This window comes from Defluviitalea raffinosedens (assembly GCF_016908775.1).
In the GTDB taxonomy this organism is placed as follows: Bacteria; Bacillota; Clostridia; order Lachnospirales; family Defluviitaleaceae; genus Defluviitalea; species Defluviitalea raffinosedens.
This window is the reverse complement of sequence record NZ_JAFBEP010000034.1, coordinates 1-17,660: the sequence shown is the minus strand read 5'-3', so window position 1 is coordinate 17,660 and position 17,660 is coordinate 1. Positions and strand designations below refer to the sequence as shown.

17 protein-coding genes are annotated in these 17,660 nt (G+C 34.6%); 15 read left to right on the top strand and 2 right to left on the bottom strand.

The annotated features are described in order from the left end of the window. The 5 genes from JOD07_RS14850 to JOD07_RS14830 all read left to right on the top strand — a co-directional run. A partial coding sequence (locus tag JOD07_RS14850) for a LuxE/PaaK family acyltransferase (protein ID WP_204614562.1) occupies positions 1–1,078 on the top strand: 1,078 nt, incomplete at its 5' end. Next, positions 1,075–2,367 carry an acyl-CoA reductase gene (locus JOD07_RS14845; RefSeq protein ID WP_204614560.1) on the top strand — a complete coding sequence of 431 codons (1,293 nt, stop codon included), beginning with the start codon at positions 1,075–1,077 and terminating at the stop codon, positions 2,365–2,367. The genes JOD07_RS14850 and JOD07_RS14845, both read left to right, overlap by 4 nt. Before the next feature lie 231 nt (positions 2,368–2,598). Further along, complete coding sequence (locus JOD07_RS14840) at positions 2,599–3,579, top strand: ABC transporter substrate-binding protein (RefSeq protein ID WP_204614559.1); 981 nt, start codon at positions 2,599–2,601, stop codon at positions 3,577–3,579. Then, positions 3,536–4,579: a FecCD family ABC transporter permease gene (locus tag JOD07_RS14835; RefSeq protein ID WP_204614557.1), complete on the top strand. Its 1,044-nt coding sequence runs from the start codon at positions 3,536–3,538 to the stop codon at positions 4,577–4,579. The genes JOD07_RS14840 and JOD07_RS14835 overlap by 44 nt, the downstream gene beginning before the upstream one ends. After that, positions 4,572–5,339, top strand: a complete 768-nt coding sequence (locus JOD07_RS14830; protein ID WP_204614555.1) for an ABC transporter ATP-binding protein — start codon at positions 4,572–4,574, stop codon at positions 5,337–5,339. The genes JOD07_RS14835 and JOD07_RS14830 overlap by 8 nt, the downstream gene beginning before the upstream one ends. Before the next feature lie 99 nt (positions 5,340–5,438). On the opposite strand, the gene JOD07_RS14825 is transcribed toward JOD07_RS14830, so the two are convergent. Together JOD07_RS14825 and JOD07_RS14820 are read right to left on the bottom strand one after the other, a co-directional pair. Then, positions 5,439–6,392: a (4Fe-4S)-binding protein gene (locus JOD07_RS14825; RefSeq protein ID WP_204614553.1), complete on the bottom strand. Its 954-nt coding sequence runs from the start codon at positions 6,390–6,392 to the stop codon at positions 5,439–5,441. A 25-nt stretch (positions 6,393–6,417) separates the two neighbouring features. After that, on the bottom strand, positions 6,418–8,043 hold the full coding sequence (locus JOD07_RS14820) for an FAD-dependent oxidoreductase (RefSeq protein ID WP_204614551.1): 1,626 nt from the start codon (positions 8,041–8,043) through the stop codon (positions 6,418–6,420). A gap of 144 nt (positions 8,044–8,187) precedes the next feature. Between JOD07_RS14820 and JOD07_RS14815 the strand changes: the two genes are divergently transcribed. The 10 genes from JOD07_RS14815 to JOD07_RS14770 all read left to right on the top strand — a co-directional run. After that, positions 8,188–9,108: a LysR family transcriptional regulator gene (locus tag JOD07_RS14815; RefSeq protein WP_204614549.1), complete on the top strand. Its 921-nt coding sequence runs from the start codon at positions 8,188–8,190 to the stop codon at positions 9,106–9,108. A gap of 76 nt (positions 9,109–9,184) precedes the next feature. Next, entirely contained in the window at positions 9,185–10,084 is a 900-nt protein-coding gene (locus JOD07_RS14810; protein WP_204614547.1) for a 4Fe-4S double cluster binding domain-containing protein, read from the top strand. Between the two features lie 406 nt (positions 10,085–10,490). Continuing rightward, positions 10,491–10,868: a DUF134 domain-containing protein gene (locus tag JOD07_RS14805; RefSeq protein WP_204614545.1), complete on the top strand. Its 378-nt coding sequence runs from the start codon at positions 10,491–10,493 to the stop codon at positions 10,866–10,868. Positions 10,869–11,089: 221 nt separating this feature from the next. After that, entirely contained in the window at positions 11,090–11,929 is an 840-nt protein-coding gene (locus tag JOD07_RS14800; RefSeq protein ID WP_204614544.1) for an Mrp/NBP35 family ATP-binding protein, read from the top strand. 1 nt (position 11,930) lies between these two features. Continuing rightward, positions 11,931–12,290, top strand: coding sequence for a NifB/NifX family molybdenum-iron cluster-binding protein (locus tag JOD07_RS14795; protein ID WP_204614543.1), 360 nt, complete (start codon positions 11,931–11,933; stop codon positions 12,288–12,290). Positions 12,291–12,865: 575 nt separating this feature from the next. Then, positions 12,866–13,339, top strand: coding sequence for a GNAT family N-acetyltransferase (locus JOD07_RS14790; protein ID WP_243429355.1), 474 nt, complete (start codon positions 12,866–12,868; stop codon positions 13,337–13,339). 944 nt (positions 13,340–14,283) lie between these two features. Further along, on the top strand, positions 14,284–15,933 hold the full coding sequence (abc-f, locus tag JOD07_RS14785) for a ribosomal protection-like ABC-F family protein (RefSeq protein WP_204614542.1): 1,650 nt from the start codon (positions 14,284–14,286) through the stop codon (positions 15,931–15,933). 223 nt (positions 15,934–16,156) lie between these two features. Beyond that, a complete protein-coding gene (locus tag JOD07_RS14780) occupies positions 16,157–16,621 on the top strand; it encodes a MarR family winged helix-turn-helix transcriptional regulator (protein ID WP_204614541.1) in 465 nt (154 codons plus the stop codon). A gap of 2 nt (positions 16,622–16,623) precedes the next feature. Further along, the gene (locus JOD07_RS14775; protein ID WP_204614535.1) at positions 16,624–17,070 is read left to right on the top strand and encodes a flavodoxin domain-containing protein; all 447 of its coding nucleotides are present in this window, start codon (positions 16,624–16,626) and stop codon (positions 17,068–17,070) included. 113 nt (positions 17,071–17,183) lie between these two features. Then, positions 17,184–17,660, top strand: a 477-nt coding sequence (locus JOD07_RS14770) for a GNAT family N-acetyltransferase (RefSeq protein ID WP_204614534.1), incomplete at its 3' end; no start/stop codon positions are given.

Sequence of the window (17,660 nt, the reverse complement as noted above, 5' to 3'; positions counted from 1 at the left end):
TGATACATTTAATACCGAAGAGTTATTTGTTAAAGCCGTTAAAGAAAATAGTAAGTACCAGTATGATAACTGTCCTGAATATAAAAAAATACTGGAAAGTATGAATTTCAAGCCTGATTTTATAGAAAGTTATGATGATATTCAAAAAATCCCTTTTCTTCCGACATTATTTTTTAAAAACCATAATATATACTCCATGCCGTCTTATAAAATGATTAAAGCCACCTCTGCTGGGACGAAAGGGAAGTTTAGCAATATTGGCTTTGATTTTACCGGTCTGTTATGCGGCTTAAGAATGGTTCTTAAAATCGGAAAGTGGCGTAAATTGTTTTCGTTTATACCTGCCAATTACATTGTTTTTGGTTATAAGCCACATAGAAAAAACAAAACCGCTGTTACAAAAACGGCTTTTGGAGCAACACTATTTACACCGGCAATTAGAAGAACCTATGCTTTGAAATACAAAAAAGGAAAATATGTTCCGGACTTAGAAGGCATTGTTAAAGCAATAGAAAAATACAGCAAATCGAGATTTCCTTTAAGATTCATGGGCTTTCCTTCATATACATATTTTGTTCTTAAAATGATGGATGAACGAGGTAAGCGCTATAAATTAAAAAAAGGTTCCAAAATCATGCTTGCAGGTGGTTGGAAACAGTTTTATAAAGAGCAGGTTGAAAAAGAAGTTCTCTATAAACTTGCAAATAAGGTATTGGGGATTGAAGAAGAGGATATTATTGAGTTTTTCGGTGCGGTTGAGCACCCGATATTATACTGCGACTGTATTAACCATCATTTTCACGTACCTGCATATAGCAGGGTCATCATAAGAGATGTTGAATCACTGGAACCTGTAGAAAATGGAAAAATCGGCCTGGTCAATTTGATAACTCCGATGATTAAAGCAACACCTATATTAAGTGTAGTAACCGATGATCTGGGTATTCTTTATGATGGTGAAGAATGCGGATGCGGTATATTGTCACCTTATCTTGAAATCGTTGGACGCATTGGACTAAAAGATATAAAAACCTGTGCAGCCGGTGCGGAAGAACTGATAAAGGAAGTGAAACTATGATTCTTTTTAAAGGTGATTTATATCACTCAAAGGATCAAGAAATTATCCTTAATCAACTTGAAGATGAAATAAACAAAACCCGCAGGACAAAAATGCTTAACCCGGAAAAAGTAATCGTTGCATTGGAAAAGCTTGGTCAATCCATTGCTGAAGGCGAATTTGATGCTCTAATATCCCAACTGAATATTGAAGGGATAGAAAAGCATATTGATATCATTCTTATGTCACTTAAACGGGAGAATATAGAATATAAAGTAAAGACAGAACTTGGTGAGCACTATTTTGATATACAAAAGACAGACCCGCCTTTTAACCAAAAGAAACTGTGGATTCGCCCAATGCCATTGGGAACTTTACTTCATATTGCCGCAGGAAATATTGACGGTTTGCCGGTATTTAGTGTTGCTGAGGGCTTGATCACAGGAAATGTAAACATTTTGAAATTGCCTCAAGCGGATAAAGGCTTATCTATTAAAATCATTAAGAAACTGATAGAAATTGAACCTGATATTTCAGACTTTGTATACATATTTGATACGCCCTCAAGCGATCTTCATGCCATTAAAAAAATGGCAGAGATGGCTGACGGAATTGTTGTTTGGGGTGGTGATGCTGCAATATCTGCAGTGCGGCAATTCGCGCCGGTAGGATGTAAGCTTATTGAGTGGGGTCATAAGTTGGGCTTTGCATATATATCTGGATACGAGGACAAAGAAAAGGAACTTACAGCTCTGGCAGAGCATATTATTTCCACAAGGCAACTCCTTTGCAGTTCCTGCCAGACAATTTTTCTTGATACGAATAGCCAGGAAGAGCTCCATGCCTTTTGTGAAGAATTTTTACCTTATTTGGAAGTCGCGGCAGATAAATACCCGTTTCAATCCATTGATGTTATAGCAGAAAGAACTCTCCAAAAATATTATGAAAAATTGGATAATATTATTAGCGGAAGTGCAATACGTAACGATAGGGTTTATAAGGGAAAACACTGTAGTCTGACCATTTGTCCGGATAAGAATCTGGAACTTTCGGATATGTTCGGGAATTGCCTTGTAAAAGGACTGCCAAGAAGTGAATTGTTTTCAACGCTAAGAAAACATAAGGGCTATCTTCAAACAGCCGGGCTGATTTGTCAAAGAGAACGAAGAGAGGAACTTACGGATTTGCTGGCAAGGAGCGGAGTCGTCAGAATTATGCGTGCAGGAGATATGTCATCTGCATTTTGTGGAGAGGCACATGACGGAGAGTATGCTTTAAGAAGATACACCCGCATAGTTAATATACAATAGCCTTTAAGAATAGTTACGGTATTTCGCCCAGCGAATATACAAACAAGGGATAGATTTGTGATTATGTCAGTTGAATATCAGATAACAAATGAAACACGGAGACGGCTCCGTGTTTCATTTTATTTTCATTTATAGGATTTACCTATTATAATTATAACATAATTATATTTTACAATATATATTTTTAGTAATATGATTGAAGTAGAAAAATTTAAAAAGGATGAGTTAAGTATGGATGTTATATTGAAGACGAGAAAATTAAAAAAGATATCGGGAATTATTTTAATATTAGTTATCGTTAGTTTTTTTGCTTTATTTATTACAGGATGTAAATCTCAGCAAGAGGCTAGTGCCAGTAGCCGATATTATTACAGTTTTACGGATTCATTAGGAAATCAAATTCATTTAGAAGAAAAACCTCAAAGGGTTGTTTCTCTTGTTGGTTCTTATGCTGAAACCTGGCTTTTGGCAGGCGGGGAACTTATTGGCGTAACAGACGATGTGATAAAAGAAAGAAAAATGCATTTGCCTAAAGAAGTTCAAATTATCGGAACGATAAAAGAACCAAATTTAGAAGAAATTATTAATCTTTCTCCAGATTTTATTTTACTTTCTCCTGATATAGAAAGTCATGTAAAGATTTCCGAGACCCTTAAAAAATCCAATATAAACTTTGCATTTTTTAAAGTAGAACACTTTGAAGACTATTTGGCTATGCTTGATATTTGTACGGATATAACAGGGAATAAAGAACTCTATAAGAAAAATGGCCTTGAAGTTAAAAAACAAATTGAAGAGGTCTTAAGTAAAATTGATAAAAATGACAATCCTGATATTTTATTTATCCGTGCTTTTTCAACTGGTGCAAAGGCAAAAAATGATGACAATATGGCCTGTAGAATTTTAAATGATTTAGCTACAGTCAATATCGCATCAAAACATGAGTCACTATTAGAAGAGTTAAGTATAGAACTCATAATTGAGGAAGATCCAGATTATATTTTTGTTGTGACTATGGGGGACAGTCAAAAAGCTTTAGAAGCTTTAAAAGATGGAATAGCAAAAAATCCGGCATGGAATGATTTAACCGCAGTAAAAAATGACAGATTTATTGTACTTCCTAAAGAACTGTTCCATTACAAGCCAAATGCAAAATGGGGTGAAAGCTATGAATATCTTGCAAAAATTCTTTACCCGGATAAATTTAAATAAAAACAGCAAAAGCTATAACGCTGCCGTTATAGCTTTTCTTTTAATGTTATTAATAATTGGAGTATTTTTGAGTATAAGTTTTGGTTCTTCAAAAATATCCTTGTCAGAAATTTTTAATGCAATGCGGCAAGGAGATCCTGGTTCAAAAGTTTATAAAATTATAAATTTTGTCAGGATACCAAGAACTTTAGCTGCAGTTCTTGCAGGCTGTGCTTTATCTGTATCTGGTGCAATACTTCAGTCAGTATTAAATAATTCCCTTGCCAGTCCAGGTATTATTGGTGTTAATTCTGGAGCAGGTTTGTTTGCTGTTTTAATTGCTGCTTTTTTTCCTGCAAATATATACTATACTACTTTTGCAGCCTTTACAGGCGCGTTTGTGGCTGTGTTATTGGTTTATTATATAGCTAAAGCGACTGGCGCATCCAGGATGGCTATCGTTTTATCGGGGGTTGCTGTATCTAGTTTTATTGGAGCAGCGACGGATACTGTACTGACTCTAAAGCCTGATGTTGTTATGGAAAGGACGGCATTTTTAATTGGAGGTTTTTCAGGCGTAACAATGGACAGATTAAGCTTTGCTGCTTTTTTTATCATTATCGCTTTTATTGTTGCCTTAATTTTAAGCTATGATATGAATATTTTGGCTTTAGGAGATGAAACAGCTAAATCTTTAGGTTTAAATGTTAGAAGATTTCGTTTTATATTTTTAATTCTTGTAGCTATGCTTGCTGGGGCTGCAATAAGTTTTGCAGGTTTACTGGGCTTTGTTGGGCTTATCATTCCTCATGTTTCAAGGTTTCTGGTAGGTTATGATAATAGAATATTAATCCCCGTATCCGCATTATTAGGAAGTATTTTTACTTTACTTTGTGATTTACTGGCTCGAGTTATTTTTGCCCCCTATGAAATTCCTGTTGGAATTATAATGTCATTTTTGGGCGGACCATTTTTTATTTATCTATTAATTAAAGGCAGGAGAGGACAGCTTTATGATTAAATTAAAGAATATCACTGCTGGATACAATAATGTTGAAGTTATAAAAAATATAAATATTGCATTTGAAGAAGCCAGCATTACAACGATTATAGGTAAAAACGGCTGTGGGAAGACTACTTTATTAAAAACAGCAGCAAATATATTGAAAGCTTTTAAAGGGGAAGTGATTCTTAAGGACAGGAATATTTCAAGCTTTTCAAATAAAGAGCTTGCAAAAAAGCTTTCCTTTTTACCTCAGATTAGAAAGGTACCCAATATAACGGTATATAATTTGGTTATGCACGGCAGATATCCTTATTTAGATTTTTTGCGTGTGCCTCAACAAAAAGATAAAGAAATTGTCCAAAAGACCATAGAAGACATGGCTCTTGGTAAGTATATCAATAAAAATATTTATGAATTATCTGGAGGGCAGCGTCAAAAGGTTTATATTGCTATGCTTTTGGCTCAGGATACAGATATAATATTTTTAGATGAGCCAACAACTTATTTAGATATTAATCATCAGCTTGAAATACTGGAAATAATAAAAAGGCTTAAAAAGATGGGGAAAACAATCGTTATGGTACTCCATGATTTAAACAATGCGCTTTCTTATTCTGATAAGATCTGTCTTATGGATAAGGGAGAAATAGTTATTTATGACAGTCCAGAAAAAGTATTTGAAAGCAGGGAAATTGATAGGGTATTTAAAGTTTATTCATCTCAGATTACTTTTGAGGATGAAATGCCTAAGCAGTATCTGTTTAATTTAAAATAAGCCAGCAAATAAAAAACTTTCATTGGTTCCAGATTTAATTGGACTAATGAAAGTTTTTTGTTTATTGTCTAGTTTTAAAGCATTTAATAATGAATGATATTAACAAGTGGCTCCGCCAGTTAAGTGAAGTTTTGCTTCCAGAAGTTCCTCTTTTCGATCTAAAATATCATTTGATAATAATTGAGATTCTACATTTTCAAAAGTAAGTCTTTCAATCGTTTTAGAAAAACGTTCACCCGTTTTGCCTTGTTCTCTGTATAAAAGGATGGCTTTTTCGATTACACTTAAAACTTCATCTTTATCCGTGAAAATCTTGCTTAAGGGCTTGCCACGAGCTACACGTTTTCCCCATCTTCCTCCAATGTATATTTTGTAGCCAGCAGTTCCATCTTCGATGGAATCAAAATGACATTTACCAATACACAGACCACAATTGTTACATTTTTCTTTATTAATATTTAAAATGCCATCAATAACTTTGGCTGCATCCATTGGGCAAATTTCTTCTAAGGGACATTTTTTACAGCCATTACAAAAATCTTCATCAAAATTGGGTATTCTTTGACCCACTATGCCTAAATCGTTTAAGTCTGGTTTTACACAGCTATTTGGGCAGCCACCCACAGCAATTTTAAATTTATGAGGAAGTCTGACATCAGCGTAGCCATTAAAAAATTTTTCATGTATTTCTTCAGATAAGGCAAAAGTATCAATTAAGCCATATTGACAAGTCGTTCCCTTACAAGATACAACTGGACGAACTTTTGAGCCTGTGCCACCGGTTACAAGCCCTTCTTTAGCAATATAAGCCCTGAAGTCTTCTATCTTATCATAAGGGATGCCTTGAACTTCTACGGTTAATCGGCTTGTAAAAGTGACAATGCCATTCCCGAATAATTCAGCAGCTTCTGCTATACATTTGTTTTGAGCTGCTGTTATTTTACCGTTTATTGTAATGATTCTTCCTGAGAAGTTATTTGTTCCTTTATTGCGCAAAAATCCCAGTGCTTTTACTCTTTTTTCATCTGCTGGGCTAATTGTTAAAGATTCCATATTTTCAAACCTCCAAATATTTATTTTAATACGATAAATTATTAAAAGTTGTTCCTGCTTCAAGAACCCTGGTATTGTTGTAGCCAAAATTTTTTAAACGTTTTTGAAGCATATAAGCTCTTTTACCCTTTGCACATACTAAAAGCAGTTTTTCGTCTTTTTTATATCCGGGCAGATCTCCTTTTACTTTAGTAAGATCAATATAATCTGCCCCTTCTATACCTGGATAGATGGAAGCATCTATTATTTTAAAATCTTTGGCTTCTCCGGCGGCATAAGCTGCAGGAGTAATCGTTTCAAAGTCTCCACTAATCTTATTTAATAAGACATTAACAGTATGGGAAAAAGGATGAATGGCTGTTGAAAAAGGAGGAGCGTAAGCTAAATCCATATTTTCAATATCTTCAAGACTTGCGCCCATAGTGATAGCTGTGGCAGCAATATCAATCATTTTATCTGTGGCACCTTTTCCTAATACTTGTATACCCAATAATTTTTTAGTTTTTTTGTCTGCAATCATCTTAACAATAAATGTCGAAGAATCAGGATAGTAGTGGGCCTTATCATCAACAACGACAACGACTGATATTGGATTAAAGCCTGCCTTTCTTGCATCTTTTTCTGTTAATCCTGTTCTTCCTGCATTAATTTCTGGCAGCTTTACGATTGCAGTTCCCAAAACTCCAGGAAAAGCAATTTTACTTCCTAAAATATTTTTGGCAAGGATACGGCCTGCAATATTTGCGGTAGAACCCATAGGAGACCAGAAGGCTTCCTTTGTAATTTTGTTGCTTACAGAGCTACAATCACCAACGGCATAAATATCTTCAATATTTGTTTCAAAAAACTCATTTACTTTAATCGTATGATTTGGCATTAATTCAATACCAGAATCTGCTAAAAATTCTGTATTGGCTTTTATTTCACAAGAAAATATTATGGCATCAGCTTTTATGGTTCGTCTGCTTGTTTTAACTTTTTCAACTTTTTCTTCCCCAAGGACGGCTTCCACTTCTGTTTCGGTAAAAGTGATAATACCTTGTTCTGCCAGGTAGTTTTCAACATAGTCAGAAAACTCATCATCAAAGCCAGGAAGGATATGTTTTGCCATATCAATAATCATTATTTTAATTCCACAAGAAGATAAATTTTCAGTTATTTCAAGGCCTATATATCCAGCTCCGACGATAACAGCCCTTTTTATTTCATTACTGTCAACAGCATTACGCAAAGCGTAAGCATCATCAGGGGATCTAAGAAAGAAAACATTTTTTAAATGGATGCCATCAATATTTGGTTTGATGGCTCTTGCCCCAGAAGCAATAACTAGTTTGTCATATTCAAATTTTAAAGGCTTATTTGATTTTAAATCCAGGGCATCTACCGTTTTTTCTTTGGGATTAACTTTTGTAACTTCATGTTCAGTTAATACTTTAACACCGGTTAATTCTGAAAAACCATCGGGTGTATTAACGATTAACTCATTGCCATTTTCAATTACCTTACCGACATAATAGGGCAGGCCACAGCCAGCATAAGAAATATCTTTGCTTTTGGTTAAAATAGTAACATCACAGTTAAAATTTTCGCGTTTTAGCTTTGCAGCAACTTTGCTTCCTGCTGCGACACCACCAATGATAAGAACCTTCATATTTTTACACCTCTTTATTTAAAAATAAAAGTTTACTATTTTAATGATAGCACTTGTTAAGTTAATAATAAAATGATATTATATGATTAAAATCATAGGTAAAACCTATCAATATTGATTAATCCATGACAGGAAGGTGGTAAGGTGACCATAAGGCATTTAAGAATATTTATAGAAGTCGCGGATACTGGTAAAATGAGTGCTACAGCAGCAAAACTTTTTATTGCCCAACCTACAGTAAGCCAGGCCATTAGAGAGCTTGAAGAACATTATGGTGGACTTTTATTTGAAAGGCTTTCAAAAAAATTGTATATAACCCCAAAAGGAGAAAGGCTTCTTTCTTATGCGAGAAATCTGGTAAAGCAGTTTGATGATATGGAAGAAATGATGATACATGATAATTATGTGAAAAAAATAAGAATTGGAGCAACGAATACAGTGGGAGACTGTATTCTTGGAGATATTACGAATGCTTTTGGAAAAAGCAATCCCGAGATAGAAATCTATTCATATGTAAACAATACGAAGGATATAGAAGATAAGTTATTAAAATCGGAACTGGATATAGCCATTGTAGAGGGAAGAGTTAAGAGTCAGGATTTAATTTCTATTCCTGAAATTAATGATTTTTTGGTGTTAGTTTGTAGTACAAAACATCCTTTTGCACAAAAAAAAGAAATTAAAATTGAAGAAATTAAAAATGAAAGCTTTGCCATGAGGGAAGAGGGCAGTGGGACCAGAGAATTGTTTGAAAAATATATGCAAAAAAAGGGTATCCCCATAAGAATAGCCTTAGAGTCAAACAGTTCTTCTGCTATTAAAAAAGCGGTTATAGAAAATCAATATTTAGCAGTTATTTCAATCCGGCTGGTAGAAGAAGAAATAAAAAACGGAAAAATATATGTCATTGAAAATACAGAGCCTGATTGGAACAGGTCTTTTAGTATCGTATATCACAAGAATAAGTTTGTTAATGATGAAATGAAAGATCTTATCGAGATAGTAAAAGATTATAAGAATGTAGATATCCTAAAAGGAGTTAACACAGGGAAATTAATAAAATAAAATTTTAAAACACGGGAACGGTTACATGTTTCATCCGTGTTTCCACAATAAATCATTTATTGAAGGGAGTTAACTGATGTACGAAGCAGAGGAGTTAATTGCTAAGAGTATTAATAATATTGGTGGAAAAATAAAAATCGTTTCTGTAGATATACTGCCGTTAGTCCGTGAGCAGTTTGAAAAGACGGATATGAATAATGGAATGCTAAAGGATTACTTTAATTTTTCATTAGATGCCGATATCAAATCGTTAATTATTGTCGCGCTCCCATCTTCTCCGTGCTATGTCGAAATAGAATGGGATTTTGGAATTATAGAGGCGGATATTCCGCCTGTTTACATACATAGAGATCAACAGCTATCGATGATAAAGGAGACAGTAAGCAATGTTTTTGAACATTTTCATCTAAAATCATGGCCAGTTGTTTTTCCAAAGAAAATGCTTGCAGCAATGAGCAGCTTTGGTAAGTATGGGAGAAACAATTTGTTGTATATTGAAGGGATGGGGTCATGCCATCGCCTTACTGTATTCGGAACGGACATGATTTGTACTGAGGAAATTGAGTTAGCTTCAGATTTAAGAATGGATAGATGCAGTAAATGTGGCGTATGCATAAATCAATGTCAAACTGGTGCTATCGACAAAGAAAATATACAAATAGCTGTTGATAAATGTCTAACCTTTCATAATGAAAGGAAAAATCCGATACCGGACTGGATACAGAGTAATTGGCATAATAGCTTGATAGGATGTATTAAGTGTCAGGAAAAATGTCCTGCAAATGCAGGATTATGGAACAGGAAAAAAGTCGGGGAATTTTCATATGATGAAACACAGATGATTATAAAAGCTACGGCTTTTGAAGCGCTTGATACGGCACTTCAAAATAAATTATCAGAGTTAAATTTAGATCGTTATTTTGATGTTTTGTCAAGAAATATATTGCTATTATTGAAAGCCAAAAATTTATTGTAAAGTGTGATTAATAAAGCAGAATTACTTATATCGTTGGATTTATTCATGATTTGAGATATACAAAAATAAATTAGATTTGAGAAAAAATGTAGTTTTTCCATATCTCATTAATAAAGATAATTGTGCTGGCTTATACCTTTTTTTAGACGGATGATTTGAATGATTCCCAATATATCCTAATGTTTATCGTTTTTTTAGCAAGCAATTTCCTTATCCATTGATGTAAATTGAATGAACGACTGCTGGTTGAGAAAAAATTATCTCTTAGCCAGCATTATTTTATTTTGAAAGAGTTACAATAGTTATTGACATATGCCATAAACGACATATAATAAAGATAAATGGCATATGCTATAAACTGTGAGGAGGCTCTGGTTATTTTTGCTTTGAATGGGGGTGGATGATTATGGCAAGACCGATGAAATGGAGAAAAGTCTGTTGTTTACCCAAGATGAATAAATTTGGTCCTCTTGATACATCTGTGGATGCAGAAAACTATGTGATCATGACCGTTGATGAGTATGAAACAATAAGGCTTATCGATTTGGAGAGATTTACACAAGAAGAGTGTGCCAGGCAGATGAATGTGGCCCGCAGCACCGTGCAAGGCATTTATAACGAGGCCAGAAAAAAGTTAGCTGAGTCGTTGGTTAATGGAAAGGTCTTGTTGATTGAAGGTGGTGAATACAGGCTTTGTGAAGGATTGGAAAATGCCTGCGGTCGTGGTTGCCGCAGGTATAGGCGAAGCAGATGCTTTACTGATGATGAAGGTCAAGCTGACTGATTATATAATAGGCGGATTTCATCTTTAAGCCCCTCGTCGGGAAGCAATGGGAACTCTCAGATGTAAGATAAAATAAGCAAGTACTTGATGGTTACAAATGCAAAGTTTTATACCTGTTATTATACATGTATAGAACCATATATCAGACTTAAAGCTGCCATGGGTGATTTTATTGCTTATCTGGCAGTAAAATAACAATCTAGAGTAAAGGAGCTAAGATTATGAGTGAAAATTGCAACCAAAGCTGTGGCAGTTGCTCGGAAAACTGTGCAGAAAGAAAGGAAAAGAAAAATCATTTCTTCGAGAAACCACATGAAATGAGCAGTATTAAGAAGGTTATTGGTGTTGTTAGCGGTAAAGGAGGAGTTGGCAAGTCGCTGGTTACTTCCATGCTTGCAGTTACTATGAATAAAAAGGGTTATCATACCGCTATTCTGGATGCAGACGTAACAGGACCTTCTATGCCAAAGGCATTTGGTATTAAAGAAAAAGCTACAGGAAGTGAACTTGGCTTATTCCCGGTAAAAAGTAAGACGGGTATAGATATCATGTCTGTAAATTTGCTTTTAGAAAATGATACGGATCCAGTTGTGTGGAGAGGGCCCATGATTGGCAATATGGTAAAGCAGTTCTGGACAGATGTTATCTGGAGTGATGTGGATTTTATGTTTATTGATATGCCACCGGGTACCGGCGATGTTCCTCTTACGGTATTTCAATCTATTGCTGTTGATGGGATTATTGTTGTAACCTCGCCTCAGGAACTTGTATCCATGATTGTGCTAAAAGCTGTTAAGATGGCTGAAAAGATGAATATCCCTATCATTGGCTTAGTAGAAAACATGTCCTATTTTAAATGCTCAGATTGCGGTAAGCAGCACAAGATTTTTGGGGACAGCCACATAGACGAAATAGCTGAAAAACATCATCTTAAGGTTCTTGCTAAATTACCTGTTGACCCGGAAATTACAGCTGCATGTGACAAGGGTATGATAGAGGACTTAGATGTCAACTGGTTTGATGACGTTGCAAAAATATTAGAAAAGATGGAGGAAAACTAAAATGATGAAAATTGCTGTAGCAAGTAACAAGGGAATGGTGACCGGACACTTTGGACATTGCGAAGGTTTTATGATTTTTGACGCCGAAAACAATAAAATTCTCAAAAGCGAAACCATTGTTAACCCCGGGCATAAACCTGGATTCTTGCCTAATTTTCTTGCTGACCGTGGTGTAAACGTCATCATCAGTGGTAGCATGGGACAAGGAGCGGTTAAGATTTTTAATGAAAGGAAGGTCGAGGTGATAGTTGGAGCAAGAGGTGATGCCAAGGCAGCAGCAGAAGAATATCTGCAAGGCACACTTCAATCTACAGGTTCTGTTTGTCATGAACATCAGCATCACGGTGGATGCGGGAAATAAAGCCGTATTTTGAAAGATTATTTTCTATGACTGATTATTGCACTGTACAAACAAAAAGATACCGTTTCAGTAGGAAAACTGACAGCGGTATCTTTTTATTTAATCAAATATTTACTTATATACTCAGCTGCTTTTTTGGAGGGCAATCATGAAACAGGGGGACGGTTCCTTGTTTCATCCGTGTTTCATATGAGTATTGGCGATGAAAAACTTCATGATATAATTAAAAATAGATTAATAAACTATTTGGACTAAGAGAAAAAACTTATTTATTTTGAATAGATTGTAGGGCTTTAGCTGTTAGAAAAGATTAATATGAAAAATGGAAACTATCATTTAATAATTCTTGTAAAAATAAAGAGCTATATTACTATAATTAAATAGAAAGCATATAAAATGAAACAGGGAATCGAACCTGTGTTTTTATAATAGCCCATTATTCTTTAATAATCTGAATTATGTCAGATATATCTTTAATTTATTTATTCATAATATAAATCATTTCACATTTAAGGTGACTGAAAAAATTCAGCTTTTGCTAGAAAAAATTTTTGTAGCAGCAAGTAAAGAAAATCATGGAGAGTGAAAATTTTATGTATTACATACGTTCAGCTAAAAAAGACGATGTAGATGAATTGAATCGAATAGCATATGAATCAGAGGCCTACTGGGGATATGACATGGAATATATGAAAAGATTTGAGGGAGTCTATAGGGTTACTGAAGATTATATTATAACAAATCCTACTTTTGTATTTATTGAGAGTAATCTTATTATTGGCTTTTACTCTCTTTTAGTACATGATGAGAAAGCAGAACTTGAGTTATTTTATATTAAACCTCAATATATTGGAAAAGGCTATGGTAAAAAAATGTGGAACCATTTGATAGATTATTGCAAAAGAATGGGTAAAAAATCTTTTTTGCTCGTAACAAGCCCACAGGCTAAAGGGTTTTATGAAAAAATGGGCGCTGTTATGATAGATGAAGTAGATTCACTTTTACAGGAAGGACGAAAAATACCAAGATTGAAAGTCGAAGTATTATAAATTCCAAAGCAAATCTCAGGTCATGAAGGAATATCTGAAAAGCTTTGATTTTTTGAAATATTGATTGATATGAAACAGGGGGACGGTTCCTTGTTTCATCCGCAGTTCAATGAGCATTGCCAATGAAAAACTTCATGACAAAATGAAAATGGATTAATAAACTGTCCTCGCTGAGAAAAAATTTATTTATATAGATTATAGAGTTTTAGCTGTTAGAAAAGATAAACAGAGCAACTGCTTTATCAATAAGGCAAAGATTATGTTAAGTATGGAGGCTTATTTTAGAAAAGATTAATATGACTATATCTGATAAATAATCAAATATAAAAAAATTACTGTAAGCCTTAAAATATGAAAAGCGTTTACCATAAAATAAAACATAAATTATGATAGGAAGCAGGGGTTTTTGCTTTTTTCCATAATTCAAATAACAGCTTAAATAAAAAATGGAAACTGTCACTTAATAATCCTTGTTAAAAAAAGAGATATATTATTATAATTAATAAAAAACTAGAGAATGAAACAGGGGATCGTCCCTGTGTTTCCGTGTTTCACATGGAAACTTGACATAAAAGTTGATTACCTATTATAATTGTAATCAGTAGGTTACAGGTTAATAAAAAGCCTAATAAGAGCCTAAGGAAAAATTTAAGAAAGGTAAGGTATCTGCAGAAGATGTTCAATTAATTCACTTAACTAGGAAAATATAATTTGGGTAAGCCGTTGGGAAACGGCTTAGTAAGCATGTATTTTTACCTGTGAGTGGATAGTATTGACTTCTGTAGATAGCTTTTGATAACTATACTTTGCTGTAGATTTTGTTGCCTGAGAGAGTACTATATTTCTCGGCCTAAGGCCATGGGCAATAGATGATATAGTTCTTTTGGTATGGTTAAGATCTGCAAGGATACTATCCTCTCCGGTAATTTAGGAGGGGTTTTTTTATGTTGTTAGTAGAATGCAGAAATCTAAAAAAATCATATGGAGACCGTCTTATTTTAGATATTGAAAATCTACGTATATATGATCAAGATCGCATTGGTATTGTGGGAGTAAATGGGGCAGGAAAAACAACTTTATTGAATCTTTTAAGCCAAAGAATAGAACCTGATGAAGGATGGGTAAAACTCTATGGGAAATGTTCATGTATCTCCCAACTGGAGCCCCCTGAAGAAGAAACGATTCAGCAAGAAATGGCTTCAAAATTTAAAGTTCCCCCAATCTATCGGGAGAGTATGAGTGGAGGAGAAAAAACCCGCTTTAAGCTCGCGACCAGCCTAAGTAAAAATAATGCTATTATTTTTGCTGATGAACCCACTAGTAACATGGATATTGAAGGGATTCAATTAGTTGAAGACTCCTTAGCCGAATTTTCCGGAGCCTTAGTCTTGATTTCTCACGATCGAGATTTGCTGGATAGCCTTTGCAGCAAAATAATCGAAATAGAAGATGGGAAAATCAAAAGCTATTCCGGCAACTATAGTGAATATATTAAGCAAAAGACGAAAGAGCGAGAGCGAGCTCAATTTGAATATGAGGAATATGTTAAGGAAAAGAAGAGGTTAGAAAGGGTCATAATATCTACTCGGGAAAAAGTAAAATCAATGCGAAAGACTCCCAGAAGAATGGGTAACTCTGAGGCCAGACTCCACAAGATGGGCAATCAAAAAGCAAAAGCTAATTTGGACCGCGCTATTAAGAATATGGAAGCAAGAATTCAGCATCTGGAAGTTAAGGAGAAACCTAAAAAAATCGGAAAAATTAAGTTAGACATTGGGGATGTTCAGAAAATATATAGCAAAGTTATCATCGAAGGAAAAGGGCTCAACAAGAGCTTTGGTGAAAAAGTTATCTTTAAAGATGCTCAGTTTTATCTGGAAAATGGAGCTAAGGTAGCTTTAATAGGTCCCAATGGGTGTGGAAAAACCACTTTGCTAAAAATGATTCTAAATCAAGAGTCCCCAATAAAGATTGCTCCTAACGTAAGGATTGGTTATTTCAGTCAGGAGCTAAGTATCTTAGAGGAGAATAAGAGTATTCTTGACAATGTTATGTCAGAAAGCGTTTACGAGGAGAGTTTTGCCAGAATATTATTGGCCCGCCTTCTTTTCAAAGGAGACAGCGTGTATAAAAAGGTTGGGATTTTAAGTGGAGGAGAACGAGTTAAAGCTTCCTTTGCAAAAATTATATGTAGTGATTTTAACCTATTGATCCTTGACGAACCTACAAACTATTTGGATCTAAATTCTCTGGAAGTGGTGGAAGAAGTTCTGCGAGAGTATCAGCACACCCTGCTCTTTGTCTCTCATGATCGGCGTTTTATAAATTCAGTAGCCAGTCAGCTCATGATTATCGAAGACCACAAGCTTAAAACCTTTAAGGGTAGCTATGAAGAGTATATGGCCAGCAGGACTGAAGTTAGAGACAGAAAAAAAGAGCAGATTGAGGAAGAAATTTTACGATTAGAAACGCGTTTGACGGAGCTAATAAGCAAAATTTCTATGCCTTCCAAAAAGGATGACCCAGAATTATTAGAGGTAGAATACCGCGAAACTTTAAGGCAAATCCGCCATTTGAAAAATCTCCTTGAATAAATCTAAATAAATGATTATAATGCAAGCCACCGGTAAATAAACGGTGGTTTTTTGTTAATATATACTGCAACAAAAAATGAACTGAATGCTTTCCTGCAGGCAAGTTTTTTACTAGTCTGACCCGCATCTTCATTTAAATGTTAAAATTTCTCATTGATAAAAAAAGCTGATACGATTTATGTACTAAACAGTTTAGATACTAAACAAATTGCGGAGGTAAATAATGAGTGAGTATTATATTGAGATTGCGCAGACTATGGATCGTATTATCCATAAATATATCAGAAATGAAGATATATTAAGAAGTTATGGTACAGAGTCTCTTCTGACACGAAAAGAAATCCATACAATTGAGTATATAGGAGAAAATCCTGGAATTAACCTTAAGTCTCTCTCTGAAATGCAGGGTGTTACTAAAGGTGCTGCATCGCAAATGGTCAGCAAGTTGGTTGAAAAAGGATATATCCAACGAAAGGAATCACTATCATCCGGCGCTGAGATTTCCTTATATCTAACTAAAAAAGGAGAGACTGCTTTTAGAGGACACTTGGAATATCATAAGCGGGTAGGAAAAGTCTGGAGAAAGTTGCTTGATAATATGAGCGAAGACGCCATCAATGAAATGAAAGACTTTCTGTATTCTTTCGAAATAGAGCTTGATAAAGAATATGAAAATGAAGGAGAATGAAAATGAAAACAGCAATATTATATGAATCCTGGCACCACGGAAATACAAAAAAACTTTGTGATGCGATTAAAAAAGAATATGATGTCGTACTTCTTAATGTAAAGGAAGATGATATTAAACTGGAAGAATATGATCTTATTGGAATTGCGTCTGGTATTGCTTATAGCAAATTTTATAAAGAAATCGAACAAGTAAGCAAAGAGAAAATGACAGAAGGTAAAAATGTATTTCTTATGTACACCTGCGGAAAGCCAGGGCAGGATTTTGCAAAAAGCATAAAGAACATTCTTTCTTTGAAAAAATGTAATGTTCTTGGCACTTACTGTTGTAAGGGTTATGACACATATGGACCACTTAAGCTTATTGGAGGAATTAATAAGGAGAATCCTACTGAAGATGAGATTCAGGGAGCAGTAAGATTCTACAGTGAAATAATCAGCAAATTGTAAATAAATAATATGATAGAATCTTATATCTTCTATTTGAATTTGTTAATAAAAAAGTGAAAAAAGACTGTATTGAAGTTGGAAGGAATTTTGGACGGTGAAAAGGAGTTTAGTGCATGGTTATAGAAACAGACAGATTAATTTTACGGGAAATGACTGAAGATGATTTTGATGCTTTATATGTTGTTTTTGCAGATTCGGATATTATGACGCACTATCCATATACCTTTGACGAGGATAGAGTCAGAGAATGGATAAGAAAAAATATAGAAAGATACAATATTTTTGGCTTTGGCTTGTGGGCTGTGATTTTGAAAGAGACTGGTGAAGTGATTGGGGATTGTGGTCTTACAATGCAAATCATTAATGGGCAGATAAAGCCAGAAATAGGATATCATATTCGAAAAGATTGTCAGAGGCGAGGATATGCCAGTGAGGCTGCAAGAGCAGTAAGAGACTGGACGTTTATGAATACGCCTTTTAATATCGTTTATTCCTATATGAAGTATACGAATGTTCCATCATATCGAACGGCGATAGCTTATGGCTGTCATCTGGTTGATGTGCTTGAAGATGAGAATAATGAAATCATC